A 25,690-nucleotide genomic window follows, 5' to 3' on the forward strand; every position below is an offset into this window, starting at 1 on the left:
GCTTGTTAGAGGATCGCAGGGCGCGCGGCCACCGTCGTCATCACGGTGGCCGGCAACAATTACTATCAGATCGGCGACCACGGCTTGCCATCCTCGACCACGCCATCGTCGTCGATTTGGGCAGAGGGTTGCTCGGTCATGGTGCATTCGGGAAGATGGCCCAGCACGGCATCCATCAGTGCTTCGATCCCGGCGCCGGTGGCTCCTGAAACAGCGTACACTTCATCCGCGCCTGCAGCCTTGAGTTCCTCGGCGAATGCCTCGCCCAGTTCGTTGTCGGCAAGGTCCATCTTGTTGAGCGCGATGAGGCGCGGCTTATCTTCCAGCGCCTCGCCATAGGCTTCCAGCTCGCCTTCAACCACGCGCATCGCTTCGACCGGGTCTTCCCCGTTGATGTCGATCAGGTGGATCAGCACGCGGCACCGTTCGATATGGCCAAGGAACCGGTCACCGATACCCGCGCCTTCTGCCGCGCCCTCGATCAGGCCCGGAATATCCGCCAGCACAAATTCGCGGCCCTTGTGGTGGACCACGCCCAGCTTGGGAATGAGCGTCGTGAAGGCATAATCGCCAACCTTGGCGCGGGCATTCGAAACCGCGTTGATGAAGGTCGATTTGCCTGCATTGGGCAGGCCGACAAGGCCAACATCGGCGAGCAGCTTGAGCCGCAGCCAGACCCACATTTCCTCACCCGGTTCGCCCGGCTGGTGCTGGCGCGGGGCGCGATTGGTGGAGCTTTTGTAGCTGGCATTGCCACGGCCGCCCATGCCGCCCTGCAGCAGCACTTCGCGCTGCCCTTCATGGGTGAAGTCGATCAGCACCTCTTCCTTGTCTTCCGACAGGACCTGCGTACCGACGGGCACCTCGATCACGAGGTCCTTGGCCCCTGCCCCATAACGATCACGGCCCATGCCGTGCCCGCCGCGCTTGGCCTTGAAGTGCTGCGCGTAGCGGAAGTCGATGAGCGTATTGAGGCCCGGCACGGCAACCAGCACGACATCGCCGCCCTTGCCGCCATTGCCGCCATCGGGTCCGCCGTATTCGATATATTTCTCCCGCCGGAAGCTCACCGCTCCGGGGCCGCCGGGACCGGATTTCAGGAATATCTTGGCTTGATCTAGGAAATGCATTGGGGGGCCTTAAACGGAATCGCGTGTGAAAATCAGAAATTTTTGCATTTCGCTTCCACATCCGTGGAAGCGTCCTCGCTAGATGCGCAGGCAAGCTGCGCCCGCTGCGGGCGGCCAGTCGGCCTAAGTCGGACGCGATCGCGCTCGATTCCAGCGCAGCATCGCTTGCTAGCTGTGGAACATGGGCGGAGGCTCGCAAGCGCGGAAGCGCTTTCGAAAAAACGACCATCAACTGGTGGAGCCGAGCGGAATCGAACCGCTGACCTCGTCATTGCGAACGACGCGCTCTCCCAACTGAGCTACGGCCCCGCCCCGGTGTCCATCCACGCGTGGCGACAGCGGACAGAATACCGACTCACTTGTCCGCTTGGAAGTCTGAAAAAAGCCTGGCCGCGCCTCGCGTCAGCTTTCCTGCACTGTGTCGCCTGTCGCAGGTGGCGGCACGACCACATTCTCGCCCGGCAGGGGCTGCACCACGGGCGTGCTCGAGCTGGTATCGTCGATCGGCACGACGGGGATCGCAGCGCCCGTATCGGTGTCGGGCACGGAAACAGGATCCTGCGGGAAGAGACCGGTCGTCGCGACGCCCGCTGCCTGCTGCTGGGCGCGGTTGCCATAAATGGCCACCCAACCCGGCTGTGACGCGCCATAGCGCGCTCCGTAGCGGGCATCCCAATCGGCGGAAGCGGTCTGGTACTGCTCGTATGCCGTGAAAAACCTTTCAAACGCCATTTCGTAGCGTTGCAGACCGGTGACGGCGAAAGTCGTGAAATCGGCAGGTGGCGTCGTCAGATACTCATTTGCGACCACCAGAGCCGTGTTGCAGAACTCACGACGCGCCGGGGGCGAAGCGAAGTAATTATACAATTCGGTCGAGTGCGTCTCACGCGCCAGCAGCGCCTCGCGGCGGGTGCCTTGCTGCGCGCGGAATTGCGCTTCGACCCGGTCGTTCACGCCGCGTAGCAGTGTGGCCTGCTGCTGCAACATGGAGGCATAGGCATCGAGGATCGGCTGGTGAACGTCCCGCGTGCAATTGAGCGCGGCGACATTCCAGCCTGAGCGGAAGTGCCACACGGCTTCGTCCTGTGGCAGCAGCGTATTGATCGTCTGCCGCGTGCCGAAGGCGTCCTTCGCCGGAATGGTCATCTGGTACGCGGCCTGCGGCGGGGGAAGCGGCCGGTATGGCACGGCCTCGACGACCGGCGGCGGAGGAGGCGGTGGCGGAGGAGGCGGTGGCGGAGGCGGCGTAACGCAGCCTGCGAGAAGAGCGGTTGCCATGGTGGCCACGATTGAGCGCGTTGCAATCGTCTTGATTGTGACCGGCGGCGTAGTCTTCGATGAAGCAGTCATTATTGTTTGCATTCCTCTCGCCGGAGATAATTCCCCGCAGCGCGTTAAGCCAAGCTGACTAACGCGGTGCCGGAACAAAGAAAATGCCCGGAGCGCAGATATGCACCCCGGGCACGTTCAAACGAATCCTGCGTGCGACCAACGGGGCCGCAGGCTCTTTCCTATTCGCGGCTGGCGCCCATGAAACGCAGCAGGAAGAGGAACATGTTGATGAAGTCGAGGTAGAGCGACAGTGCGCCCATCACGACCATCTTGCCCATCGGGAAGGCCGCAGCCGCCGTGGGGTTGGTCATCTTGATCTGCTGGATCGTGAGATACTCGGTCTTCAGGCGCTGGGTGTCGTAAGCCGTGAGGCCCGCGAACACGAGCACGCCGATGAAGCTGACTGCCCACATCAGGGCTTCAGACTGCAGGAACATGTTGATCACACTGGCGATGATCAGGCCGATCACGCCCATGATCAGGAAGCTGCCCCAACCGCTGAGATCCTTCTGCGTAGTGTAGCCGAACAGGCTCAAACCGGCGAAAGCGCCCGCGGTGGCGAAGAATGTCGCCGCGATCGAACCGCCGGTGTAGACGAGGAAGATGGTCGAGAGCGAGAGGCCCATCAGGACCGCGAAGCCCCAGAACATCGCCTGCAGCGTGGTGGTGGAGAACTTGTCGCGCCCGAAGCTCATCGCAAATACGACGGCGAGCGGCGAGAGCGCTACGATCCACATCAGGAGGCCGCCCTGCATGAAGGTAATGGCCAACCCGCTCTGAGCGGTCAGCAGCGCGACGATACCCGTCAGCAAGATGCCCGAAGCCATGTAGTTGTAAATGGAGAGCATGTGCTTGCGCAGGCCTGCATCAAAGCTCGTGCGGCCAGCGAGATCGCCCGTCTGGCTCGGCGTCGCACCGAGGCCGTCCTGGCGGGTGCGTTGGTCGTTCCAGTCTGCCATGTTTTCTCAAACTCCTATGCCCGGTCGCCACTTACGGACCGGTTCAGGGGCAATATCGGCATTTTGCGCGTGTTTTTCAAGCTAAACCGGGGGTTTTCCGGTGATCACGCCGTTAACCGTGCAAACCGCTCAATCGCGCGCTTCGCGGGCCATTTCCACGCTGCGATCGCGTGCTGCACGCAATGTATCAGTCATCAATCGTGTCAGCGCCTCGCCATCGTCGAGCACATCCATGCCCTTGCGCGTCACCCCACCCGGACTGGCAACCTTGTCCGCCAGCCTGCCCGGCGGGTCATCTGAACTGGCTGCGAGCGAAGCTGCACCTTCGGTCATCGCGATGGCGAGCTCGCGCGCCTGGTCCTCGGGCAAGCCAAGCCGCACCGCAGCTGCGCCCAGGGAGTCGATGAAACGGTAGACGAAGGCAGGTCCGCTGCCAGCAAGCGCGGTAACGAGGTCGAACTTGTCCTCGCCCACCCATGCAGGCGTACCGAGATGATCGATGAACCCGAACAGCTCCTCGCGCCCCGCTTCGTTCAACCCCTCTTCGGCCAGCGCGACCGGTGATTTTCCGAGCGCGCAGGCGAGGTTGGGCATCACTCGCACGACTGCCCCTGCATCGGGGAAGCGTTCACGCAGTGTATCGAGTTGGACACCGGCCAGCACCGAAAGCACCGCCGTCTGCGCGCCGCACAGGCCTTGCAGGGTTGGAGCGATATCGGCGAGCATGTGCGGTTTGAAACCCAGCAGCACGACATCAAAGTTCCGGCCTTCGGGAACTTCGCGCAGAAGTTCGACATCGCCGGGCACGATTTCGCGCGTGGGGGTAAGGACGCTGAACCGCTCTCGCGGCAGTCCGGCAGCCAGCCAGCCTTCGAGCATGGCACCGGCCATGTTGCCGCAACCGACGATCAATATTGATTCGTATGTCATGGAGGGCCGTTTAGGCTTCTCCGACGGCATCCACCAGTGCCGCGTCAAGCGCTTCACGAGGCCCCTTGTCGCCCCACAGCAGAAACTGAAACGCCGGATAGAAACGGTCGCATTCGGCCACGGCGGATTCGATCGCGTGCTGCGCCATGTCGATGCTCAGCATCCCGTCATCGCCCAGCATCAAGCCGTGGCGATAGAGCAGCATTCCGCCCTGCGACCAGATATCGAAATGGCCAAGCCAGAGCTGTTCGTTGATCATCGCCAGCAATTCGTAGGCGACGCCGCGCTTTTCGTCCCCGACGCGGATTTCCGGCAGGCACAGCATTTGCAGGACGTGATCTTCACGCCGCCAGATGGCGCGAAGCTGGTAAGTCGTCCAACTCCCTGGAATCTCTACAGTAACCTCGTCTTCGGAGACCTGCTCATGGCTCCAGCCATGCGCTTCGAAAAGCGCGGTGAGCATCTCCACAGGAGCGGCATCCTCGGTCGGTTCCAGGGTCACGCGTTCGGTGTTCATCGGGGGCAGGCAGCTTTGCAAGTCATGACACGCTTAATGCGTTGGCAGGCATGTTTCACGCAAACGAAGTGGCCCAAACGGTCGGGCAAAACTCGACTGGCTTGTTTACAAGATGTGCACAAATCGCCTCGGCCCGAGGAGGGCCCGTCAATCGAGCGGAGCTACCTCTTCACCATCGGCGCTGGTGAAACGGAATGAATCGATACCGGCCTCGCCCAATTCGGTGACAAACTGGTTGGCTGCGCTGCGCGAATCGAACGGCCCCGTGACCAGCCGGTTGGTCTGGTTCCACGTCGCCGTGAAAGCATCGCGCCCATCGAGCAGGCCGTTCGCATTGCGCACGATCCGCCGCCAGTCGAAGCGGAACGCGCCGATGTCCTGGCCGGTCGCAACCTGTACCCAGTGCCGGCTGGGGTGCGCCGGCGGAGGCGGCGGCGCAGGTTCGGGTTGCGGTGCGGGAGCGCGCGCCGGTTGGATCGCGGTGACATCCACCGCGCCCGCGCTCGGCCTGACGGGCAGATTTTCACCCGGTAAGGAGAAATCGGCAAAGGCTTCGGCAAGGTCGAGCTGGCTTGCAGCTTGCTGTGCCTGTGCTGGTTGCGATGCGGGCGCAGGTGTCGGCGTCGATTGGACCACCGCCTCCGAGACGGAGAACGACGGGCGCGCCTCCTCGGCTGGCGGGAAGTTTGCCTCATCGCCCAGTGTCGCGACGACGACCGGAGAGCGTTCGCGTGGTGGCGGGGCTGGTGGCTGCTCGACCGATTGCGGAGCGGGCCGCGTTGCCACTTCCTGTGTCGTCACCGCGGGAAGCTCACCGCTGCTGGTGCGCGCCGCTGGAGTCGACGCTTGCGGGTTAGCGGCGGGTTGCTGCGCCGGACCAAGCGCTTCACCGCGAGGGGTCAGCCGGTCGCCGCGCGAAGCAGGCGAGCTGGCAGGCGTCGCATCTTCATTGGCCAGAGCAGCAATCTGCGGCGAATCCTGGCCGATCTGCGATGCCGCCGGGAAACGTCCGAGATTGGCAGCGGCAGCCTGCTGTGCGCGGGTCAGGCGCGGCATATAGCGCAAATAGGGCGCAAGCCGCCCCGAAAGGCGCGGGGGCAGCATTGTCTCGGCAATCGTGATCGCCTCGTTATCGCGGCCCAATATGGCAAGAGCGAAAGCCCGGCTGCGGTAGGCGCTGCGGTCCTGTCGCTGAAGTAATGGCAGCAAGGTCGCTTCCGACGCGGCAGCATCACCGGAAATCGCGTAGGACAGCGCCAGACGGCGGATCACCTCGTCGCTCGCTTCGCGCGAGAGGGATTGCCGATACAGGCGCTGGGCGCGGGCATTGTTGCCGATCAGGTCATAGGCCAGACCACGCTCTGCCGCGACAGGCGACATTGAAGCGCCTGCAGCATTGGCATTGTCGAACAATTGCACAGCTGTCAGGCCTTCACCGCGTCGCACCGCGACCATGGCAAGGCCAAGCAGCACGCGGCGATCGTCGGGCCGGCGTGCCTGCGCGCGGTTGTAGAAGCCGAGCGCCCCGTCCACGTCACCCAGTGCCAGCGACGCATCACCGGCATCGAGCAGCGCGGTTACATTGTTGGGGCTTTGCGACAGGCGACGCAGCGCATCGGACAGTTCATTGCTGGCCGGATTGGGCAGCGCCTGCACGACTTCCTGCGCCACCGCGGCCTGTAGATGGCCAGCAGATGCAAGCGCCACAGAGCACAGGGCGCTGGACACGATCAGGCGACGAAGATGGCGGGCCGGTTTCATAGGCCGCGTCCTATAGGCTGTTCGCTGAACCGGGTGATAACGTTTTCGCCCGGCAGTTTATGAGCTGCGATCTACTGGTTGTTCTGGCGACCGAGGAAGCGCGGAATACGCATGGCGCTGCCATCGTCATCGTCATCCTCGTCGTGATCATCCTCGCCCTTGTTCTGGCGCGATAGATTGGCCATCCGCTCGAACAAGGTCGTGCCCGATCCGGCCCCGGCTGCAGGCGGAGCGGATGTCGCGAAGGGCTTGGATGGCGCTTCGTCCTTGGCAGCATCGTCACCCGCTGCACTATCCTGCTCGCCATCGCCTCCAGCGGCACCGTCTTCCTGCGCCGCTGCTGCAGCACCCAGCATCCGCGCACGGCGACCGCCCGTTGGCGTTTCATCCTGGTCGTCGTACTCCTCGGCAGCCTTGAGCAGCATCTCGTTACTGGACAGTCCATCGTCCTCACCGGCGAGGTCTTCCTGATCGGAGAAATCCGCGGTTTCGGGTTCCGCGGCCGGTTCTTCAGCCGCAGAGGTCAGGTCGAACGTGTCATCTTCCGGCTCTTCGGCTTCCGACGCAGCATCTTCGCCCGAAGTGTACCCGTGGTCATCCATGCCGAAGCCTTCATCGTCGGCAGGGTCGGGAATATGTTCCGCAGTGTCCTCTGCCGCGAACTCGGTCTCGTCGTTCGCCTCTTCCATTGCGCCAAGGTCGAGCGCTTCTTCCTCGACCTCATCGCTGTGGTCATCGTCGGAGGGAATGGGAATCGACGGACGCGAAGGGCCCCTGGCCCCGCTCAGGCTGACAGGGCGCGATGCCTGCTCAAGCTGTTCGGCGCTCTGTTCGATGCCGGTCGCGACAACGCTGACACGGATTTTCCCGTCGAGATCGGGGTTGAATGCACTGCCCCAAATGATGTTGGCCTCGGAATCGACCAGCTCGCGGATATGGTTTGCCGCCTCGTCCACTTCGAGAAGCTTCATGTCCTCGCCGCCGATGATCGAGATGATCACGCCCTTGGCACCCTGCATCGACACGCCGTCGAGCAGCGGGTTGGCGATGGCACGTTCGGCGGCTTCGAGTGCGCGGTTGTCGCCCTCACCCTCGCCCGTACCCATCATGGCCTTGCCCATTTCGCCCATGACCGAACGCACGTCGGCAAAGTCGAGGTTGATGAGGCCCGGCATCACCATCAGGTCGGTGATCGAGCGGACACCTTGCTGCAACACTTCATCGGCCAGCAGGAAGGCTTCCTTGAAAGTCGTGTCGGCCTTGGCAACGAGGAACAGGTTCTGGTTGGGAATGACGATCAGCGTATCGACGTTCTTTTGCAGTTCCTCGATTCCGCTTTCGGCGCTGCGCATCCGGCGCGTGCCTTCGAACAGGAACGGCTTGGTCACAACGCCTACGGTTAGGATACCCTTGTCGCGCGCCACCTTGGCGATCACGGGAGCCGCGCCGGTACCGGTGCCGCCGCCCATGCCAGCCGCGATGAACACCATGTTCACGCCGTCCAGCGCACGTTCGATTTCCTCAGTCGTTTCTTCCGCCGCCGCGCGGCCCACTTCGGGACGCGATCCCGCGCCGAGGCCCTGCGTGATATCCGGCCCGAGCTGGATGCGATGTTCGGCAGTCGCGATATTCAGCGCCTGCGCATCGGTGTTGGCGACGATGAAATCGACACCTTCGATTTCCGCCTCCATCATGTTGGCGATGGCGTTGCCGCCCGCTCCGCCGACACCGATCACGGTGATGCGCGGACGAAGTTCTTCAACAGAAGGCGGGCCGATATTGATGCTCATTATATTGTTCCCTCGGGAAGCAGGTAAAACTCTTCGAAAATCACTGTGCCACAAAGCGAATCAGCACGTGAACGAAATTCCGACACTATCCACAATTGCGCCATCGATTTTACAAGGCGCTAGAAATATTCCTTCATCGCGCTCCACACGCGCATAACCGTCTCCACCGGCCCGAAAGAGGTCGCGCTGGTGTAGCGCGACCCGACCGAGCGGATGTCTATCGGATCTTCTGCGGCGTAGAGGACAAGTCCGGCCAGCGTAGCAAATCCGGGCGCCGAATGCGCTTCGGGCAGCCCCTTCAGCGCAACCGGGCGACCAATCCGCACCGGCACACCCAGCGTGCTTTGTGTATAGTCCGCCAGACCGGCGAGTTCCGCGCCGCCACCGGTAATCACCAGCTGGCGCGCGGTCGATCCCGGCTTGCCGCCGGCAAAGCCCATGGCTTCAAGCGATTTTCCAATGTCGCGCATCAGTATATCCAGCTCGCCCGTAATCACGCCGATCAGCTCCGCACGCGGCACTTGGTTGCGATCATCCGCACCGCGCGCCACCGGGCCGCGGCCTTCTTCGCCGGGAGCGGTTACAGGGATCATTTCGCGATGATCGGTGGGGCTGGCGATGGCCGAGCCATTGACGCATTTCAGGCGTTCTGCCTGAAAGCGGCGGATCGAGAATGCGCTGGCGATGGCATCGGTAATATCGTTTGATCCACGCGGAATGGCTGTCAATCCGACCAGCATCCCCCCGGCATAGACCGACACATTGGTCACTTCGCCGCCGAATTCGACCATGGCGACGCCCAGGTCGCGCTCCTCGGCGGTAAGACAGGCGTATCCGGTCGCCAGCGGAGATGCGACCACGCCTTCGACATCGAAATGCGCGTTCTGCACCGCTTCGGTGACATTCCGGATGGGCGCGCCATCGGCCATCATTACGTGGATATCGACGCCGAGCCGTTCTGCGTGAAGCCCCTTGGGGTTGGCCACACCATGCGCGCCATCGAGGAAATAGCAGGCGGGCTGGGCGTGCAGGACGCTGCGGCCATCGGGCGAGATTGCATCGCGCGCCGACAGCAGCAGCGCCTCGATATCCTCGTCTTCGATGCGCCGACCCCCGATGGGAATTTCGACGGGGCGTATCTCGCTCGCCAGACCTGCGCCCGAACAGCCGATCCACACGCTTTCAACGCTGGTTCCCGCGAGCTTTTCCGCCCGGTCGAGCGCATCGCGTGCGGCATAGGTCGCCGCTGCCATATCAACGACATAGCCGCGCGAAATGCCCTGACTGGCGCGGTGTCCGCTGCCGAGCACTTGCATCTCGCCGTTCTCCATCAGCGCGGCGATCATCGCCGAGACGCGGAACGATCCGATATTGACTGCCCCAAAGACGCGCGTGACGCGCTGCCCACTCGACATCAGCTCTCTTCCCCCATTGCCAATTCCTGTGCCTCGGCCCGCCCCGGCACGTGCATGTACATTCGCGGAGCATTGCGCAGGTCGAAACTTGCTGCTTCCCCGCCGATCAATCGGTTGACCCCGTCGGCCTGCGCAAAACTGATGAGCGCCGCTGCTGCGCGCTCCTCACCCTCGGGCAGGGCAAGGCGCTGGTCGGTGACGAAAGTCAGGTTCCAGCGCCGGTTGCCAACCCATTCGGCACCCTTGACCTGTGCCTGCAAGGCTGGCGCTGCATCAAGCAGCGTGGTCAGTTCCTCGACCTGGTCCTGTGCGCCCGGCCCTTCGATCAGCAGATATTCCGCCGACGCTTCCCGGTTGATAGGCTCCAGTTCGACACCTGTAGGGTCAATCAGCATCAGCCGGTCGGGCCGTCGCAGCACGGCGTGGGGTTCGCGTTCGATGATATCGACCACCAGCGTCGCGGGAAGCTGGCGCGATACGCGCGCGTCGCGCACCCATGGCAGCGCCAGCAACTGGTCACGCAGTCCATCGAGATCGACCCGCGTCATGGCCAGATCCTGCTGGCCGAAGGCGCGTTCGTAGACGCTCATCTCATTCATGCGCTGGGTGCCGTTCACTTCGACATGGGCGACCTTGTATCCGGCGTTGGAGGCAACATGAGCGAAGCGGTCGGACACGACTGCCGATGCGCCCGAGATGTGAGCGAGGAACAGAACGAAGCCGAGGCCACCTGCCAGAATCAGCACGGTAAATGTCTTGTGCAATTGCTCTTCGGTGAAGGGCAACATGCCGAGCATTCGCCAGATGAACGAGTGCCCCTTGTTGCGCGCACTGCGGACCTTGCGGCTGGTGCCTTGCGCGCGCGCCTGTCGCCGCACGCCCTTGGTATTGCGGGTGACCTTGCGCGCCATCAGGACAGCTTCCCGGCGCGGCGCAGCGCGTCTTCGACGATCATTTCGCACAGCGTCGGATAATCGATACCGCAATGGCGCGCTTGTTCGGGCACGAGGCTGAGCGGCGTCATTCCCGGTTGGGTGTTGGTCTCGAGCACGAAGAGGCCACCCTCGCCGCGCTCGTCATCCCACCGGAAATCGGTGCGGCTGGTGCCGTGGCAACCCAGTGCGCGGTGCGCCTGCTGTGCATAGCGCAGGCAGAGAGCGGCAATGTTGTCCGGAATGTCGGCGGGAAAGACGTGAGTGGTGCGTCCCTCGGTATATTTGTGCTCGAAATCATAGAAGCCGCTGTCGATGATCAGTTCGGTAACGCCAAGCGCCTTCACGCCATTGGCCGTGTCGATCACCGCCGAGGTCAATTCGCGCCCGCGGATATAGGGTTCGGCGAGCAGGCTTTCGAAATCCTGCCATGGCCCCTTGGCATCGCGAGCAATCGGATTGCCGCAATTGCTGTCATCGGTGACGATGGCTACGCCAACCGACGATCCTTCGTTGACCGGCTTGAGCACATAGGGGCGCGCGATCGGATCGCCTTCGAAAAGTTCCGCGCTCCTGACCACGCGGCCACCCGGCATCGGCACACCCTGCGGTACCAGCGCCTGCTTGGTCAGTTCCTTGTCGATCGCGACGACCGAGGTCGCGAGGCCGGAATGGGTATAGGGCACGCCCATCAGGTCGAGCATTCCCTGCACCGTGCCGTCCTCTCCCGGAACGCCGTGCAGCGCGTTGAACACCACATCAGGAGAAGCTTTGGCAATGCGCGCCGCTACGTCGCGGTCCATGTCGAGCCTTGTGACACGGTGCCCGGCACTTTCCAGCGCATCGGCCACGCCCTTGCCCGACATGAGCGAGACTTCACGTTCATTGGCCCAGCCGCCCATCAGGACGAGGATGTGGAGGGGAGACAGTCGTGCCATAACTTACGGACGCCCTACCCGCTTGATTTCCCATTCGAGCGCAACGCCGGTCTTTTCGGCAACGCGGCGGCGTACTTCTTCGCCCAGCCCTTCGATATCGGAACTGGTTGCTTCGTCCTTGTTTATCAGGAAATTGGTGTGTTTCTCGCTCACTTGCGCTCCGCCCATGCTGAGGCCGCGACAGCCTGCCTCGTCGACAAGCTGCCAGGCTTTCCGCCCTTCGGGGTTCTTGAAAGTCGATCCACCGGTCTTGGTGCGCAGCGGCTGCGAATTCTCGCGTTCTTCGGCGATCCGGTCCATTTCCGCGCCGATCGCCTCGGGATCGCCCGGTTCGCCCTTGAAGCGGGCGGCGACAACTATGGCACCTTCGGTCAGGCGCGAATGGCGGTAGCTATAATCGAGGTCGGACACGGGAATGGTCACGCAATTGCCATCGGGCATCACGACGTCGCAATCGACAAGGATATCGGCAACTTCGCGGCCATATGCACCGCCATTCATGCGCACGAATCCGCCGACAGTTCCGGGTATGCCGCGCAGGAACTCCATTCCCGCAATACCCGCATCGCGCGCCTTGGAGGCGACGAGTATGCCCGGCGCGCCGCCACCGCATTCGACCACGTGCTCGCGCTTCACCTCGACACTGGAAAAAGGCTTGCCCAGCCGCACCACCACGCCGGGTACGCCGCCATCGCGAATGATGAGGTTGGAGCCGAGGCCGAGAGCCATCACCGGCGTGCCGGGCTCGAGGCCGGACAGGAATGTGGTCAGGTCTTCAAGGTCAGCCGGCTCGAACAGCCAGTCGGCAGCGCCGCCGCTCTTGAACCAGACGAGCTTGGCCAGCGGCGCATCCTTCTTCAGGTCGCCGCGCACGCCCGTTGGCACGCTTCCGCCACCGACTGGCTCTTCGTGAGAGCCGGGTGCTGGTTGTGCGTGCATCTGGTCATTGGGTTGAATCATTGAATCAATCGCGTCCTTCCGACGCCCGGTATCTGGCAACATCGCTGGCTAGGTTCGCTGCCCACTTGGTAATGTCACCCGCGCCGAGGCACACGACCATGTCGCCCGGCGCAAGCTCGCGCGACAGCTTTTCCGCCAGATCGGCAGGACCATCCACCGCTTCGGCATGGCGGTGGCCACGTGCCTTCATGCCGGCGACGAGCGCATGTTCGTCAACGCCCTCGATCGGCTCTTCACCGGCGGGGTAGACGGGAGCGGCATAGATCAGGTCGGCATCGCCGAAAGCGCCTTGGAAATCCTCCAGCAAATCGCGTAGCCTGGTGTAACGATGCGGCTGTACCACCGCGACAACGCGCCCCGATGCAGCGTCATGCGCGGCGGAAAGCACGGCGCGGATCTCGACCGGATGGTGCGCGTAATCATCGATCACCTTCACGCCGATGTCAGCGCCAAGGTCGATATCGCCGACGTGCGAGAAACGCCGCTTTACACCGCCGAAGCGCGAGAAACCGTCGCGGATCGACTGCGCATCGCAGCCCATCTCCAGCGCCACGGCAATTGCCGCGCAGGCATTCTGCACGTTGTGGCGGCCGGGCATGGGAAGAACGATGCCATCGATCCGTGTTTCAGTGCCGTCGCGGCCTGTCTGCACCGCGTCAAACCGCGTAACGGCCCCGTCAGGTTCAACATTCTCGGCGCGCACATCGGCATGGGCGGAAAAGCCGTAGGTGATAACCCGCCGGTCACGCACCTTGGCGATGACATTGCGGACTTCGTCATGATCGAGGCACAGCACCGCCGCGCCGTAGAATGGCACGTTCTCGATGAAGGTGACGAAAGCATCCTTCACCGCATCGAAGTCGCCGTAATGGTCGAGATGTTCGGGGTCAATATTGGTGACCACGGCAATCGTGCCATCGAGCCGCAGAAAGCTGCCGTCGCTCTCGTCCGCCTCGACCACCATCCACTCGGAATCGCCCAACCGTGCGTTGGAGCCGTAGCTCTCGATGATACCGCCATTAATGACCGTGGGATCAACCCCGCCTGCATCAAGAAGGGCGGCGATCATGCTGGTGGTCGTAGTCTTGCCATGCGTGCCCGCCACGGCAACCGTGCTTTTGAGGCGCATGAGTTCGGCGAGCATTTCCGCACGCTTAACTACCGGAACACGGTTTTCGAGCGCAGCCGTGACTTCGGGATTGGTCCGCTTCACCGCTGTTGATGTGACGACGACAGCTGCATCGCCGAGATTGGCAGCGTCGTGGCCGATGGCGATGTGCATTCCGCTGGCGCGCAAAGCCTCGACCCGCGCGCTCTCGCTGATATCGCTGCCCTGCACCTTGTAGCCCAGATTGTGCATCACCTCGGCAATGCCGGACATTCCGATCCCGCCAATGCCGACGAAATGGATTGTGCCAATGTCGGTCCCGACGCCCTTCACTCGGAACTCTCCCGGGCAGAGCCATTGGCCGCCGCTTCCTGCGATGCGCCGCGCGCATTGTTCTCACCCACGCGGATCACGTCCATCATGTCCGCTCCGCCGAAGCTTTCGACAAGGTCTGCCAGGTCACTTGCCGCCTTGGGTCGCCCGCAATTCCATGCCGCATGAGCCGCGGTCGCCAGCGTTTCAGGCTTTTGCGCCATCGCATTGATCTGCTTGGCCAGTTCCTTCGCCTGAAAGCGCGATTGGCGGATTGAGCGCGCACCGCCCGCCTTGACCATTTCGCGCGTATTGGCAGCCTGGTGATCGTCGGTTGCAATGGGTAGCGGGACAAGGATTGCCGGGCGACCGACGGCGGTCAGCTCCGCAATTGTCGAAGCGCCTGCGCGACCGATGAAAAGGTGCGCATCGGCCAGCGTTGCCGCCATGTCCTCGAAATAGGTCGCCAGTTCGGCGGGAATATCATGGCTGGCATAGCGTTCGCGCACGGCATCGAGATCTTCCGGACGGCATTGCTGCGTGACCTGCAAACGGCTGCGCAAAGCAGTCGGCAACATCGAAAGCCCGTCAGGCACGACTTCAGAAAGCACACGCGCGCCTTGACTGCCGCCGGTCACGAGCACGCGGAACAGGCCTTCCTCTGTAAAAGCGGGGAATGGTTCGTCACGAAGGCTGAGTACGCCGGGGCGCACCGGGTTGCCCACGAGATGGACCTTGCGTTCGTGCTTCGGCTTGAGCCGGTCGACATCGGGATAGGCAATCGCGATGGCATCCACGCGGCCCGCCATAAGGCGATTGACCCGCCCCAACACGGCGTTCTGCTCGTGAATGACGGTCGGAATATTCATCGACTGCGCGGCAAACAGCGCGGGCAGTGCGGGGTATCCGCCAAAGCCGATCACCGCGCTAGGCTGGAATGTTTCGAACAGGCGCTTTGCCATGCCCTTGCCCTTGAGCACCGACCGCAGACCACCAAACCAACGCAGCGGGTTCTTGCCGAAACGCCCGGCGGGAAGGACATGCGCGGTGAGGAAGTCAGGCTTGCCGGGAATGGCAGCGCCGCGCTCATCGGTGATCAACGCAACATGATGGCCGCGACGTTCCAGTTCGTGCGCCAGCGCAAAGGCAGGCGTCAGATGGCCGCCGGTGCCCCCGGCAGCCAGTACGAAATGGCGTGCAGATGCGGTCATAGGTCATCGTCCTTCTCGAAAGAGCCGCGGAAGTCCAACGGCTCGCGCTCGAGATAGGGGTTACGCCTCGTGACCGCCAGCAGCAGTCCCACGGTAAAGCAGATCGCCAGCGTGGACGATCCGCCGTAGCTCACCAGCGGCAAGGTCATACCCTTGCTGGGAAAGAGCTGCAGATTGACGAGGATGTTGATGAAAGCCTGCCCGCCGAACAGCGCGGTAAGGCCACTGGCGGCAAGGATGATGAACAGCCGGTCTTCCTCGACAAGGCGGATAAGCACGCGCAGCACGATGGCGAGATAGAGCAACACCACCAGGCCGCAAACGAGCAGGCCGAATTCCTCTCCGATCACGGAGAAGATGTAGTCGGTATGCGCTTCGGGCAGACGCATCTTCTGTTCGCCCAACCAGAAACCGCTGCCTGTCCAGCCGCCACCCTGCAGCGTGCGACCGGCGAGATCGACGTGATCGAATGCGGTCGGTCCGCCGAGGAAAGAGTCGATGCGATTGCGCGCATTGTCGTAGAACAGATAGGCTGCCAGCAGCAGCGCCAGCCCTGCTCCGGTCAACATGCCGATGCGCTGTAGGGGCAGGCCAGCCAGCATCACCATCACGAACCAGGCCCCGACAAAAAGTATGGCGCCGCCGAGATTGGGCTGGAGCATCATCAGCAGCACGATCATCCCGAGCAAGGCGCCTGATACGCCGATCACCGGAAGTTTGGGATCACGTAACTGCCACGAAAGGATCCACGCGAGCGTCATGGTGAAAGCCGGTTTGAGGAATTCGCTGGGTTGCAAAGAGATGCCGACATTGAGCCAGCGCCGCGCACCGTTCACCTCGTGACCGATGAACGGCACGAGGATGAGGCCGACCAGCATCAGCGCGGCCAGCGCAATGGAGCCGCGGCGCAGCAGATTGACCGGCAGCAGCGATGTTCCGATCAGGACGCACAGGCCGAGCAATTGCATCCGCACGTGCGCCCAGAAGAAATACAGATCGGGCAAGGTCACGCTGTCGGTCGAAAGGCGTCCTGCACTGGCGGGGGAAGCCGCCGCGACGGACAAGGTGCCGAGCAACATCAATGCAATTATGAAGCCAAGCAGCCAGCGATCGACTTCGCGCCACCAGATACGCAGCTCGCGCTTCCAGTCGCGCTTGATGCGCGGCCCGTGCGGCTTGCGGCTCCCGCGCTCACCAGGGCGGGGAATAAAGATGGGGCTGGTCGTCATGCCGCCGACCTCCCGTTGAATTCACTGGGCTTCCCATCAGTCGAACGATCACCGCCACAACCCAGTTCGATCACCAATTCGCGGAAAGTATCGCCGCGCACTTCATAATCGCGGAACTGGTCGAAGCTGGCGCAGGCCGGGCTGAGCATCACCACATCGCCATCGCGCGCGTTTGCGACTGCGCGGCGGACGGCCTCGGCCATCAATTCGCACCGGTCGACCGGAATGTTCGGTTCGAGGATTTCGGCAAACATGACGCCCGCTTCCCCGATAGTATAGGCGCGGGCGACATTGCCGAAAAACGGCGCGCAATCGTCGAGATTGTCTTCCTTGGCCAGTCCGCCGCATATCCAGTGAATGCGCGGGGTGCCGTCATCGGCGGGCGCGTAGGCTGCCAGTGCAGGAGCGGTGGACGCAGGGTTGGTCGCCTTGCTGTCATTGATGAACAGGATGCCGTTGCTCGTCGCGATGCGTTCCATGCGATGCGGCAGTCCGCCGAAGCTGGCGAGCCCTTGAAGCACCTGGTCGTGGGTAAGCCCCAGTTCCTGCACCAGCGCGGCAGCGATGGCGGCGTTCTGCAAATTGTGCGGACCTTGCAGGCTTGGCCATTCCGACTGGTGTGACGACCATGCATCAAGGTCGACGCACACGGCCCTGCCGGGCGCGCGGCGCGCGGTTTCAGCCTGTTGCACTGCGCTGGTCGGTGCATCGGCGCATCCGAACACGGCGAACTGTCCCGAACCCTGCATCGCAAGAAGCCGCCCCTTGGAAAAGGCATAGGCCGCAAAACCGTCGTAGCGGTCGAGATGATCGGGCGTGATATTGATGAGCGCAGCAGCCTCGCACGCCAGCGATCGCGTCAGGTCGATCTGGTAGCTCGACAGTTCCAGCACGTAGACACCGCCTTCAGGCAGCGGGTCTTCGGCAAGGATCGGAAGACCGATATTGCCGCCCATTCGTGTCGGGACACCGGCTTCGGCAAGAAGATGATGGACCAGCGCGGTCGTGGTCGATTTGCCATTGGTACCCGTTATGCCCACAACCCTGTGCGGCGGCAGCTCTGACCGCGCGAGCGCGAACAATTCGATATCGCCGATGATCGGCACGCCGGCCTTGGCGGCCCTTTCGGTCAGCGGATGGGTATTGAGCGGCACACCGGGAGAGACGATGATGGCATCGAACCCGACGAGGTCGATTTCCAGCGGATCGGCAATCGTGGCACGGCCTTCCAGCGGCCGTCGCGGTTCGCCCCGCCTGTCCCAAACGGTAACGTCGGCCCCGCTTTCGAGCAGCGACTCTGCCACAGCCATGCCCGAGCGCGCCAGGCCCAGCACCATGTAGCGCTTGGCTGCAAAGGCGCGCGCCGTAATCACCTTACCTTCAACGTCGCAAGACCCAGCACGGCGAGCACGATGGCGATGATCCAGAAACGGATCACGACCTTGCTCTCGCTCCAGCCGAGCTGTTCGAAATGGTGGTGGATCGGCGCCATGCGGAACACGCGCCTTCCGGTCCGCTTGAACCAGAATACCTGGATGATGACGCTCGCTGCCTCGAGCACGAACAGCCCGCCCACGATGGCCAGCACGATTTCGTGATGGCTGGCAACGGCGATGGCACCCAACGCGCCGCCCAGCGCGAGCGAACCGGTATCACCCATGAACACCGCTGCAGGAGGAGCGTTGAACCACAGGAAGGCAAGGCCCGAACCGATGATCGCGGCACACATGATAGCCAGTTCGCCCGCGCCCGGAACATGCGGGATGCCCAGATATTCCGAGAAGTCGACGCGCCCCACGAGGTAGCAGATGACGAGGAAAGCGGCTGCTGCGATCACCACCGGCATGGTCGCCAACCCGTCGAGCCCGTCGGTCAGGTTTACCGCATTGCCCGCCCCCACGATCACGACAGCGGCGAAGACGTAATAGAACCAGCCCAAGGGGATATATTCGTTGAACACGAAGGGGACATAGAGGTTGGTATTGATCTGGCTGACGATCAGATAGCTGGCGATACCTGCGACGATAAATTCACCCAGCAATCGAGCCTTGCCCGACAGGCCGTGATGGCTGCGCTTGGTGACCTTGTCGTAATCGTCGAGAAAACCGATCAGGCCAAACCCGATCGTGACGGCCAGACATGCCCATACGAAGGGGCTGGCAAGGTCCATCCACAACAGCATGGATATGGTAAGCGCGGTCAGGATCATCAGCCCGCCCATAGTGGGGGTTCCGACCTTCTTCTGGTGCGACTCGGGACCGTCCGCACGGATCGGTTGGCCCTTGCCCTGCCTCACGCGCAGCATGTTGATGAAGCGTGGTCCGATGATCAGGCCAATGAAAAGCGCGGTCATCATCGCCGCACCGGCGCGGAAGGTCTGATAACGGATGAGGTTGAACAGACCTTCGAAGTCGAGCATTTCGGCGAGAAAATAGAACATGTTTGCGCGCGCGGGCCCTTGTGTCAGCGTTTTCGGGCGGCGAAGTGATCAACCACACGGGAAAGCCCTACCGAATTGGAACCCTTGACCAGCACGGCGTCTCCGCCTGCCAATCCGAATTCCTGTAGCGCCGCGATGGCTTCACCCGCATTCTCGCAATGGGCAAAGCGGAGCGAATTGCCAAGCGTATCGCGAGGAAGTTTCCCCATCTCACGGGCGAGTGCTGTCATTTCCGCGCCGACCAGCACGGCAAAGTCGACGCCAGCTGCGGCCACGGGCTGTGCCAGCTGGGCATGGAATGCCTCGCCGAAGTCGCCAAGTTCCTTCATGCTGCCGAGCACCGCGACGCGCCTTGTCGCAGGCGTTTGCCCAAGTTGCTGCAAGGTTGCGCGCATACTGGCGGGATTGGCGTTGTAGCTTTCGTCGATCAGCACGGCATGGCCGCCCGGCACTTTGACGCTGAGCCGCGCGCCGCGCCCTTTCAGCCCGCCCATTTCGGCTAGCGCGAGTCCGGCAGCGCCGAAATCGCCGCCGGCCGCATGGACAGCGGCCATGACGCAGAGCGAATTGTCGATCCAGTGCTCACCCGGCTCGGCCACGGTGTAGCAAAGCCCGATATTGCCCATTGCTGCGGTGACGAGCGCGCCGCCATTGTCCTGCGGCACCGCATCCATCAGCCGCATATCGGCATGGGAAGCGCGTCCAAAGCTGATGACCCTCGCACCCAGTTTGACCGCCGTATCGCGCAACAGCTCGAAATGCTCACTATCGGCGGGGATAACCGCCGTTCCGCCCGGCTCCAGCCCACCGAAGATTTCGGCCTTGGCAGCGGCGATTGCCTCCATGCTGCCGAGGTTCTCGATATGGGCAGGGGCAATCGTGGTGATGACGGCGACATGCGGGCGAACCTGCACGGTAAGGTCGGCGATTTCGCCTGCATGGTTCATGCCCATTTCGAACACACCGTAGCGGCTGCGCGCAGGCATGCGTGTCAGGCTGAGCGGAACGCCGACATGATTGTTGTAGCTGCGGACCGAGCGATGCGCACAGCCCCTGCTGGCGCGCTCTAGCGAGGTAAAGATCGCCTCTTTGACGCCGGTCTTGCCCACCGATCCGGTAACACCGACAACCCGTGCGGATGTCCGATTGCGCGCCGCATGGGCCAGTGCGTGCAAGGCGGTGGTGGTATCCTCGACCAGAATGTGCGGATAGTTGACCGGGCGATCGACGATGGCAGCGGCGGCGCCATTGGCAAAGGCTGCATCGAGGAAGCGATGCCCGTCCATCGCCTCTCCCTTGAGCGCCACGAACAGGTCGCCTGCCTGCACGTCGCGGCTGTCCATTTCGACGCCGCTAACCTGAAATTCACCATAAGCGGTCCCGCCTGTAGCGGCGGCGATCTCGCCAGCCGACCACAGCGCAAGACGCACCGTATCGCTGCGCAGGCGCGGCCAGGCCAGGGCTTGTGCGAGCGCGGTCATTGCGCCCCGTCCGCTGCAAGCTCGGCAGCGCATTCGCGCGCAACGGTCACGTCATCAAACGGCAACACCCGCATATTCTCTCCCGATCCCACGATCTGTCCCTGTTCATGTCCCTTGCCCGCGATCAGCACGATGTCGTCGCGGCCTGCCTCTGCGATTGCGGCGGCAATGGCCTCGCGCCGCCCCCCGACTTCACGCGCCCCGTGCGCTCCGGAAAGCACCTGCGCGCGAATGGCCGCCGGGTCTTCTCCGCGAGGATTGTCGTCCGTCACGATCACGAGATCCGATCCGGCCATCGCCGCTTCGCCCATCGGCGCACGCTTGCCCGTGTCACGATCCCCGCCCGCGCCGAACACTGTAATCAGGCGACCCGCAACATGAGGTCGCAGCGCTGCGATCGCGGCGGACAAGGCATCGGGCGTATGCGCATAATCGATATAGATCGGCGCGCCTGACGCAGCGATGACCGCGCGTTCCAGCCGCCCGCGTACCGGTTGCAACCGTGCAACCGCATCGAAGACCTGCGCAGCCGCGCTACCGGTGACCAGCGCAAGGCCAGCAGCGGTCAACGCGTTGGATACCTGGTAAGCGCCAATCAGCGGGAGCCGGAGGCGATAGGTTTCGCCTGCGTGCTCGACCTCCAACTCCTGCCCCAACTGCGTGGCGGTCCGGGAAAGGATGCGGATATCATTCCCCTTTTCGCCAACAGTGAACAGCTTGAGGCCGCGCTCGTTCGCGACATCGCAGACACGCTGTGACCATTCATCGTCGGCCCAGACAACCGCCGCGCCGCCATCATCGACCACTTCGCCGAACAGCCGCATCTTGGCCGCGAAATAGTCTTCCATATCGGCATGATAATCGAGGTGATCGCGGCTCAAATTGGTGAAGGCACCAGCGGCAACCGGCAGGCCTTCATTGCGATATTGCGAAAGGCCATGGCTCGAAGCCTCGTAGGCGACATGGGTAACACCTTCGCGCGCAAGTCCGGTGTTGTTGCCGAGGAAGGTGACGATATCGGGCGTGGTGAGGCCAGTGGACACGCTTTCGTCGGGCGTGGTGACGCCAAGCGTGCCGATGCTCGCGGCACGCAGACCGCACATGCGCCAGATCTGGCGAGTCATCTCGACTGTCGAGGTCTTGCCGTTGGTGCCTGTTACGGCGACCACGACTTCGGGCGTCGGACGGAAATAGCGTGCGGCCAATTGTGCGAAGAGCTTGCGCGGTGTGGCATCGGCAATGTGCAACGCGCCCTCGACCTTGGCTTCTGGACGCGCAACCACGGCGACGGCGCCACTGGCGATCGCGGCGGGGATGAAGTCCTCGCCATTCACGACCGCGCCCTGGAAAGCACCGAAGACATTGCCCGGAGCGACCTTGCGATGATCGATCGCGAAACCGGTCAGAACCGTGTCACCCGCATTTCCCGCATCAATGGCTATGGTCTTGGCAAGATCGGCCAACCGCATCAGTTAACGTCCCCGACCAGCGGACGCAGGTCAGTCAGATCGATATCGCGGTGGGCATCGGGCATCACGCCCAATTGCGGGCCGATACGCGGGACAAGGCGGCCCACGATGGGGGCAGCGTTCCATGCTGCGGTGCGCTGGTAGGAACTGGCGACCGTACCCTGCGGCTCATCGAGCATGGCGATCACGACGTAGCGCGGATTGTCCATCGGGAAGGCTGCTGCAAAGGTCGAAACCAGCGTAGTCTGGCGATAGCCGCCGACACCGGGCTTTTCTGCACTGCCGGTCTTGCCGCCAACGCGGAAGCCCGGCGCATCGGCATTCCGGCCCGTGCCATAAACCGCGATCATGCGCAGCAACTGGTTCATCCGTGCGCTGGTGCTGGCACGGAACACCCGGCGACCGCGCGGAGCTTCGCCCGGTGCGATCCGGTGGAGCGTTGCCGGACGCCAGATGCCGCCATTGACCATCGCCGCATAGGCGCTGGCAAGATGCAGCGGAGTGACCGAGATGCCGTGACCGTAACCCACTGTAATCGCGCGAATACGCTGCCAACTACCCGAGGCCCAGAGCGGGAAGCCGCGGGCAGGCAGTTCGATATAGGGCCGCTCGTTCATGCCCAGCTCGACCATGTAGGAGCGCAGCGTTTCGGCCCCCATTTCGTCGACGATATGGCCGGTGACGATATTGCTCGAATGGATCAGCATCTGCGGCGTGTTGAGCGTCGCACCCAGCGGATGGGAATCGCGGATCGTGTGTCCCTGCACCTTATAGGGTGTGGCACTGTAGCGGCGCGACAAGTCAGTGATTGCGCCGCTGTCGATGGCCGCTGCAACGGTCAGCGGCTTGAAGGTGGAGCCCAGTTCATAGACCTGGTTGGTGACACGGTTGAACGCCGGTGCGGTGATGCCGCGATCATGCTGTTCCTGCGTCACCCGCACATCCGAGGATTCGACCTGGTTGGGATCGAATTCGGGGAGCGAAGCCAGTGCAAGCACTTCGCCGGTGTCCACATCGAGCACGATGCCCGCTGCACCCACCGCATTGACCGACAGCATCCCGCGCCGCAATTCGTCTTCCAGCGCGCCCTGCACGCGCATGTCTATGCTGAGCGCAACCGGCTCGGCACGGCGCGCCGGGTCGAGCAGTCGGTCGTTGAGCACTTGCTCCATGCCTACCCGGCCATCGCCGTCTGCTGCGACATAGCCGAGCACGTGCGCGGCAAGCGAGCCTTGCGGATAGTGGCGATCTTCTTCCTGCGGCAGCTCGAGTGCGAGTTCGCCGATATGCATGACCTTGTTGGCATCTTCAGGCAGGACGCGGCGGCGCAGATAGCCTGGGCGACCCGAAGCCAGCTGCTGCGTTACTTCATAGGTATTGAGGTCGGGGAAAATTGCCTTGAGTTCCTGCGCCACGGCTTCAGGCGAACGGACCAGCGGCGGGCCACCTTCGTTGCCTTCGGTCATGGCGGCAGGATTGTACCACAGGGCATAGGCAGGAAAAGCGCGCGCGAGTGGCACCCCATTGCGGTCGGTAATCTCGCCGCGCGGAGGCAGGAGCGCGTCGGCCATGCTCTGCTGCGCCGGTCCGGGCTGGACCAGCCCGACGAAAGCGATCTTCACCAGCGCGGCAAGCGCGACAAGGACGAAGACCACGATGACAAGCAAGAGGCGCAGGCGTGCGATCAGCAGCGAGCGCCGGCGCTGGTCGACCAGCCCGGCCTGCCCGGCAATAATCGTACGCGGTACAGCGTAGGCGTTCACCGCTGGGCAACTCCCACGCTGGCTTCGGCGATCCCGGCAATAGGAACGCGCAGCGGTCCGGGCGCGATGGTCACGGCCAGTGCTCCATTGTCTTCACGTTCTTCCTCGAGCAGATTGGCCTTGATCGGCCGACCCGTGAGCGGGGATACGATTTGCGGGAATGCAGGAACATCCTCACCCGAACGCAGGCCCGCCAGGCGGATCGGCGCCGGTGCGCCTTCGGCAGGTGCGCTGCCATACTGGGCAAGCTGGCGCGGGCTGTTGATGAACTGGTCCGCGGTCGGAGACTGGAAGCCGAAATCGACGCGGTTCCAAGCGGCGAGCTGCACCTGGTTGGAGCGGGTCAGAAACTCGGTTTCGAGCAGCATGTTCTGTTCTTCGAGCGAAACGATCTGGCGCTCGGCCCGTACCACCTCGGCGTGCACCGCGGTAACCTTGATGTGCAGCAGCGCGTAGAGCGCGAGACAAGTGCCGAGCGCCGCAAACCAGCCGATGCGACGGAAACCGCGCAATCCGTTATTGGTCATCTGGTTCATGCGACATTCTCCCGGGCAGGTGCGGCAGTGCGTGTCGCGGCGCGTAATGTGGATGATCGCGCTCGCGGGTTGCGGGCGATTTCGGCGGCAGAAGGCCTGATCGCCTTGCTCAGTTGCCCGAAGCGCGGGGAAGGGGCTGTCCGCGCTTCGGGCAGGTGACGCGAGCCGCGCGGGTTCATGTTCGCGGCATCGCGGAGGAAGGTCTTCACGATACGGTCTTCGAGGCTGTGAAAGCTGACGACGGCCAGGTGACCGCCCTCGCCGAGCAATTGTTCGGCGGCGTTCAGGCCCGCGTGAAGCTCGTCCAGCTCGCCATTCACATGGATGCGGATGGCCTGGAAACTGCGCGTCGCAGGGTCCTTGCCGACGCCCGATTTGTAGCGCAGCGCACGGCGGACAACATCGGCCAGCTCGCCGGTGGTGGACAGCGGACGCGCAGCCACGATGGCGCGCGCGACGCGGCGCGACTGGCGTTCCTCGCCATAGCGGTAAAGAACGTCGGCGATGTCGCCCTCGTCAGCCTCGTTGACGAAATCGGCCGCTGTCGGGCCGGATTGGCTCATCGTCATGTCGAGCGGGCCATTGCTGGAGAAAGCAAAGCCACGTTCCGGCTGGTCAAGCTGCATCGAGGACACGCCGATATCCATCGTGATACCATCGACCTGCGCGATGCCGGCTTCGGCCATGCTCGCAACCATTTCGGAAAAGCGGCGCGGGTGGAGCACAAGGCGGGGGGCATCGCCTTGTGTCTCCGGCCATTGCTGGCCCGCCGAAATCGCGTCGGGGTCGCGATCGAACGCATGTACGGTCGCGCCAGCATCGAGCAAGGCGCGGGTATAGCCGCCCGCGCCGAAGGTCGCGTCGATGATGACGTCGCCCGGCTGCGGTGCGAGTGCTTCGATGACTTCGTCGAGCAACACGGGAATGTGGGGTTCGGCCGCGGTCATTTGCGCTTGGCCTCTGCCTTGGCCATTTCGGAACGGCACTTGGCCTGCGGACCGCGGAAGCTGGATCCTTCCTGCGCCAGCAGAACCTGCGGGTTCCACATGGTGATGAATTCGCCCACGCCCTGGAAATAGAGCGCGTCGGACACGTCGAACATGCCAATGACGGTATCGGGGAGGACGAAACGTCCGCTCTTGTCGAAGGGGACTTCTTCGAAATCCCACAGGTTGAGCATCATCTCGTCGCGGTCGAATTCCTTGCCCAATTCGGTGGCAATACGCTGTTCGCGATCGAGGATATTGTCGAACTGGTCCTGGCGGTCGAGGCCGAACCCCGTGAGGCATGGCCATTTGGCATGCTGGCCGATGCACAATGTGCGTTCGCCGGTGATTTCGAAGATGCGGTTGCGCAGCTTGGGCGGCAGGACGAAGCGATCCTTCTCGCCGCGAAGCGAAAAGCCCTGCCCTCCATATCCTGTCGGCCGCTGCGGCACGTCCCAAACCCCTCGCTCAAAAGCTCCCTTCCGGACACA

22 protein-coding genes and 1 tRNA gene are annotated in these 25,690 nt (G+C 63.0%); all 23 read right to left on the reverse strand.

What is annotated here, in order from left to right; genetic code table 11:
- Window positions 1-65: 65 nt before the first annotated feature.
- Window positions 66-1,130: a GTPase ObgE gene (gene obgE, locus AAC850_RS02740; protein WP_340587076.1), complete on the reverse strand. Its 1,065-nt coding sequence runs from the start codon at window positions 1,128-1,130 to the stop codon at window positions 66-68.
- 233 nt (window positions 1,131-1,363) lie between these two features.
- Window positions 1,364-1,439, reverse strand: a tRNA-Ala gene (locus AAC850_RS02745).
- A 93-nt stretch (window positions 1,440-1,532) separates the two neighbouring features.
- Window positions 1,533-2,480 (reverse strand): hypothetical protein, encoded by a 948-nt coding sequence (locus AAC850_RS02750; protein WP_340587077.1) that lies wholly within the window; start codon window positions 2,478-2,480, stop codon window positions 1,533-1,535.
- A 161-nt stretch (window positions 2,481-2,641) separates the two neighbouring features.
- Window positions 2,642-3,421 (reverse strand): Bax inhibitor-1/YccA family protein, encoded by a 780-nt coding sequence (locus AAC850_RS02755; RefSeq protein WP_340587078.1) that lies wholly within the window; start codon window positions 3,419-3,421, stop codon window positions 2,642-2,644.
- 129 nt (window positions 3,422-3,550) lie between these two features.
- On the reverse strand, window positions 3,551-4,351 hold the full coding sequence (locus tag AAC850_RS02760) for a pyrroline-5-carboxylate reductase family protein (RefSeq protein ID WP_340587079.1): 801 nt from the start codon (window positions 4,349-4,351) through the stop codon (window positions 3,551-3,553).
- A 10-nt stretch (window positions 4,352-4,361) separates the two neighbouring features.
- Window positions 4,362-4,868, reverse strand: coding sequence for a type III secretion system chaperone family protein (locus AAC850_RS02765; RefSeq protein WP_340587080.1), 507 nt, complete (start codon window positions 4,866-4,868; stop codon window positions 4,362-4,364).
- A gap of 147 nt (window positions 4,869-5,015) precedes the next feature.
- Entirely contained in the window at window positions 5,016-6,629 is a 1,614-nt protein-coding gene (locus AAC850_RS02770; protein ID WP_340587081.1) for a tetratricopeptide repeat protein, read from the reverse strand.
- A 71-nt stretch (window positions 6,630-6,700) separates the two neighbouring features.
- Window positions 6,701-8,419, reverse strand: a complete 1,719-nt coding sequence (ftsZ, locus tag AAC850_RS02775) for a cell division protein FtsZ (protein ID WP_340587082.1) — start codon at window positions 8,417-8,419, stop codon at window positions 6,701-6,703.
- A 119-nt stretch (window positions 8,420-8,538) separates the two neighbouring features.
- A complete protein-coding gene (ftsA, locus tag AAC850_RS02780; RefSeq protein WP_340587083.1) occupies window positions 8,539-9,834 on the reverse strand; it encodes a cell division protein FtsA in 1,296 nt (431 codons plus the stop codon).
- The gene (locus AAC850_RS02785) at window positions 9,834-10,745 is read right to left on the reverse strand and encodes a cell division protein FtsQ/DivIB (protein ID WP_340587084.1); all 912 of its coding nucleotides are present in this window, start codon (window positions 10,743-10,745) and stop codon (window positions 9,834-9,836) included. The genes ftsA and AAC850_RS02785 overlap by 1 nt, the downstream gene beginning before the upstream one ends.
- The gene (locus AAC850_RS02790) at window positions 10,745-11,704 is read right to left on the reverse strand and encodes a D-alanine--D-alanine ligase (protein WP_340587085.1); all 960 of its coding nucleotides are present in this window, start codon (window positions 11,702-11,704) and stop codon (window positions 10,745-10,747) included. Before AAC850_RS02790 ends, AAC850_RS02785 begins: the two co-directional genes overlap by 1 nt.
- A gap of 3 nt (window positions 11,705-11,707) precedes the next feature.
- Window positions 11,708-12,664 carry a UDP-N-acetylmuramate dehydrogenase gene (murB, locus tag AAC850_RS02795; RefSeq protein WP_422723168.1) on the reverse strand — a complete coding sequence of 319 codons (957 nt, stop codon included), beginning with the start codon at window positions 12,662-12,664 and terminating at the stop codon, window positions 11,708-11,710.
- Window positions 12,665-12,668: 4 nt separating this feature from the next.
- Window positions 12,669-14,105 carry a UDP-N-acetylmuramate--L-alanine ligase gene (murC, locus tag AAC850_RS02800; protein ID WP_340587086.1) on the reverse strand — a complete coding sequence of 479 codons (1,437 nt, stop codon included), beginning with the start codon at window positions 14,103-14,105 and terminating at the stop codon, window positions 12,669-12,671.
- Window positions 14,102-15,295: an undecaprenyldiphospho-muramoylpentapeptide beta-N-acetylglucosaminyltransferase gene (gene murG / locus AAC850_RS02805; protein WP_340587087.1), complete on the reverse strand. Its 1,194-nt coding sequence runs from the start codon at window positions 15,293-15,295 to the stop codon at window positions 14,102-14,104. Before murG ends, murC begins: the two co-directional genes overlap by 4 nt.
- The gene (locus AAC850_RS02810; protein ID WP_340587088.1) at window positions 15,292-16,524 is read right to left on the reverse strand and encodes an FtsW/RodA/SpoVE family cell cycle protein; all 1,233 of its coding nucleotides are present in this window, start codon (window positions 16,522-16,524) and stop codon (window positions 15,292-15,294) included. Before AAC850_RS02810 ends, murG begins: the two co-directional genes overlap by 4 nt.
- The gene (gene murD, locus AAC850_RS02815) at window positions 16,521-17,897 is read right to left on the reverse strand and encodes a UDP-N-acetylmuramoyl-L-alanine--D-glutamate ligase (protein WP_340587089.1); all 1,377 of its coding nucleotides are present in this window, start codon (window positions 17,895-17,897) and stop codon (window positions 16,521-16,523) included. Before murD ends, AAC850_RS02810 begins: the two co-directional genes overlap by 4 nt.
- On the reverse strand, window positions 17,894-18,964 hold the full coding sequence (gene mraY / locus AAC850_RS02820; RefSeq protein ID WP_340587090.1) for a phospho-N-acetylmuramoyl-pentapeptide-transferase: 1,071 nt from the start codon (window positions 18,962-18,964) through the stop codon (window positions 17,894-17,896). The genes murD and mraY overlap by 4 nt, the downstream gene beginning before the upstream one ends.
- Window positions 18,965-18,987: 23 nt before the next feature.
- Entirely contained in the window at window positions 18,988-20,445 is a 1,458-nt protein-coding gene (locus tag AAC850_RS02825) for a UDP-N-acetylmuramoyl-tripeptide--D-alanyl-D-alanine ligase (RefSeq protein WP_340587091.1), read from the reverse strand.
- Window positions 20,442-21,914, reverse strand: a complete 1,473-nt coding sequence (locus AAC850_RS02830; protein WP_340587092.1) for a UDP-N-acetylmuramoyl-L-alanyl-D-glutamate--2,6-diaminopimelate ligase — start codon at window positions 21,912-21,914, stop codon at window positions 20,442-20,444. Before AAC850_RS02830 ends, AAC850_RS02825 begins: the two co-directional genes overlap by 4 nt.
- Window positions 21,914-23,677, reverse strand: a complete 1,764-nt coding sequence (locus tag AAC850_RS02835; RefSeq protein WP_340587093.1) for a peptidoglycan D,D-transpeptidase FtsI family protein — start codon at window positions 23,675-23,677, stop codon at window positions 21,914-21,916. The genes AAC850_RS02830 and AAC850_RS02835 overlap by 1 nt, the downstream gene beginning before the upstream one ends.
- Complete coding sequence (locus tag AAC850_RS02840) at window positions 23,674-24,213, reverse strand: hypothetical protein (protein WP_340587094.1); 540 nt, start codon at window positions 24,211-24,213, stop codon at window positions 23,674-23,676. The genes AAC850_RS02835 and AAC850_RS02840 overlap by 4 nt, the downstream gene beginning before the upstream one ends.
- Window positions 24,210-25,160 carry a 16S rRNA (cytosine(1402)-N(4))-methyltransferase RsmH gene (gene rsmH, locus AAC850_RS02845; RefSeq protein WP_340587095.1) on the reverse strand — a complete coding sequence of 317 codons (951 nt, stop codon included), beginning with the start codon at window positions 25,158-25,160 and terminating at the stop codon, window positions 24,210-24,212. Before rsmH ends, AAC850_RS02840 begins: the two co-directional genes overlap by 4 nt.
- Window positions 25,157-25,651, reverse strand: a complete 495-nt coding sequence (locus AAC850_RS02850) for a division/cell wall cluster transcriptional repressor MraZ (protein ID WP_340587096.1) — start codon at window positions 25,649-25,651, stop codon at window positions 25,157-25,159. Before AAC850_RS02850 ends, rsmH begins: the two co-directional genes overlap by 4 nt.
- Window positions 25,652-25,690 lie beyond the last annotated feature (39 nt).

Source organism: Erythrobacter alti (assembly GCF_037996805.1).
Taxonomy (GTDB): Bacteria; Pseudomonadota; Alphaproteobacteria; order Sphingomonadales; family Sphingomonadaceae; genus Alteraurantiacibacter; species Alteraurantiacibacter alti.

What these genes read in the sequence shown, in the direction of transcription:
- AAC850_RS02755 (WP_340587078.1), bottom strand. Translation starts at nt 3,421, where the DNA reads ATGGCAGACTGGAACGACCAACGCACCCGCCAGGACGGCCTCGGTGCG.
- murB (WP_422723168.1), bottom strand. Translation starts at nt 12,664, where the DNA reads ATGATTCAACCCAATGACCAGATGCACGCACAACCAGCACCCGGCTCT.
- ftsA (WP_340587083.1), bottom strand. Translation starts at nt 9,834, where the DNA reads ATGTCGAGTGGGCAGCGCGTCACGCGCGTCTTTGGGGCAGTCAATATC.
- murG (WP_340587087.1), bottom strand. Translation starts at nt 15,295, where the DNA reads ATGACCGCATCTGCACGCCATTTCGTACTGGCTGCCGGGGGCACCGGC.
- AAC850_RS02830 (WP_340587092.1), bottom strand. Translation starts at nt 21,914, where the DNA reads ATGCGGTTGGCCGATCTTGCCAAGACCATAGCCATTGATGCGGGAAAT.
- AAC850_RS02840 (WP_340587094.1), bottom strand. Translation starts at nt 24,213, where the DNA reads ATGAACCAGATGACCAATAACGGATTGCGCGGTTTCCGTCGCATCGGC.
- ftsZ (WP_340587082.1), bottom strand. Translation starts at nt 8,419, where the DNA reads ATGAGCATCAATATCGGCCCGCCTTCTGTTGAAGAACTTCGTCCGCGC.
- AAC850_RS02760 (WP_340587079.1), bottom strand. Translation starts at nt 4,351, where the DNA reads ATGACATACGAATCAATATTGATCGTCGGTTGCGGCAACATGGCCGGT.
- rsmH (WP_340587095.1), bottom strand. Translation starts at nt 25,160, where the DNA reads ATGACCGCGGCCGAACCCCACATTCCCGTGTTGCTCGACGAAGTCATC.
- AAC850_RS02785 (WP_340587084.1), bottom strand. Translation starts at nt 10,745, where the DNA reads ATGGCGCGCAAGGTCACCCGCAATACCAAGGGCGTGCGGCGACAGGCG.
- AAC850_RS02750 (WP_340587077.1), bottom strand. Translation starts at nt 2,480, where the DNA reads ATGACTGCTTCATCGAAGACTACGCCGCCGGTCACAATCAAGACGATT.
- AAC850_RS02765 (WP_340587080.1), bottom strand. Translation starts at nt 4,868, where the DNA reads ATGAACACCGAACGCGTGACCCTGGAACCGACCGAGGATGCCGCTCCT.
- AAC850_RS02825 (WP_340587091.1), bottom strand. Translation starts at nt 20,445, where the DNA reads ATGACCGCGCTCGCACAAGCCCTGGCCTGGCCGCGCCTGCGCAGCGAT.
- AAC850_RS02810 (WP_340587088.1), bottom strand. Translation starts at nt 16,524, where the DNA reads ATGACGACCAGCCCCATCTTTATTCCCCGCCCTGGTGAGCGCGGGAGC.
- AAC850_RS02790 (WP_340587085.1), bottom strand. Translation starts at nt 11,704, where the DNA reads ATGGCACGACTGTCTCCCCTCCACATCCTCGTCCTGATGGGCGGCTGG.
- mraY (WP_340587090.1), bottom strand. Translation starts at nt 18,964, where the DNA reads ATGTTCTATTTTCTCGCCGAAATGCTCGACTTCGAAGGTCTGTTCAAC.
- obgE (WP_340587076.1), bottom strand. Translation starts at nt 1,130, where the DNA reads ATGCATTTCCTAGATCAAGCCAAGATATTCCTGAAATCCGGTCCCGGC.
- AAC850_RS02770 (WP_340587081.1), bottom strand. Translation starts at nt 6,629, where the DNA reads ATGAAACCGGCCCGCCATCTTCGTCGCCTGATCGTGTCCAGCGCCCTG.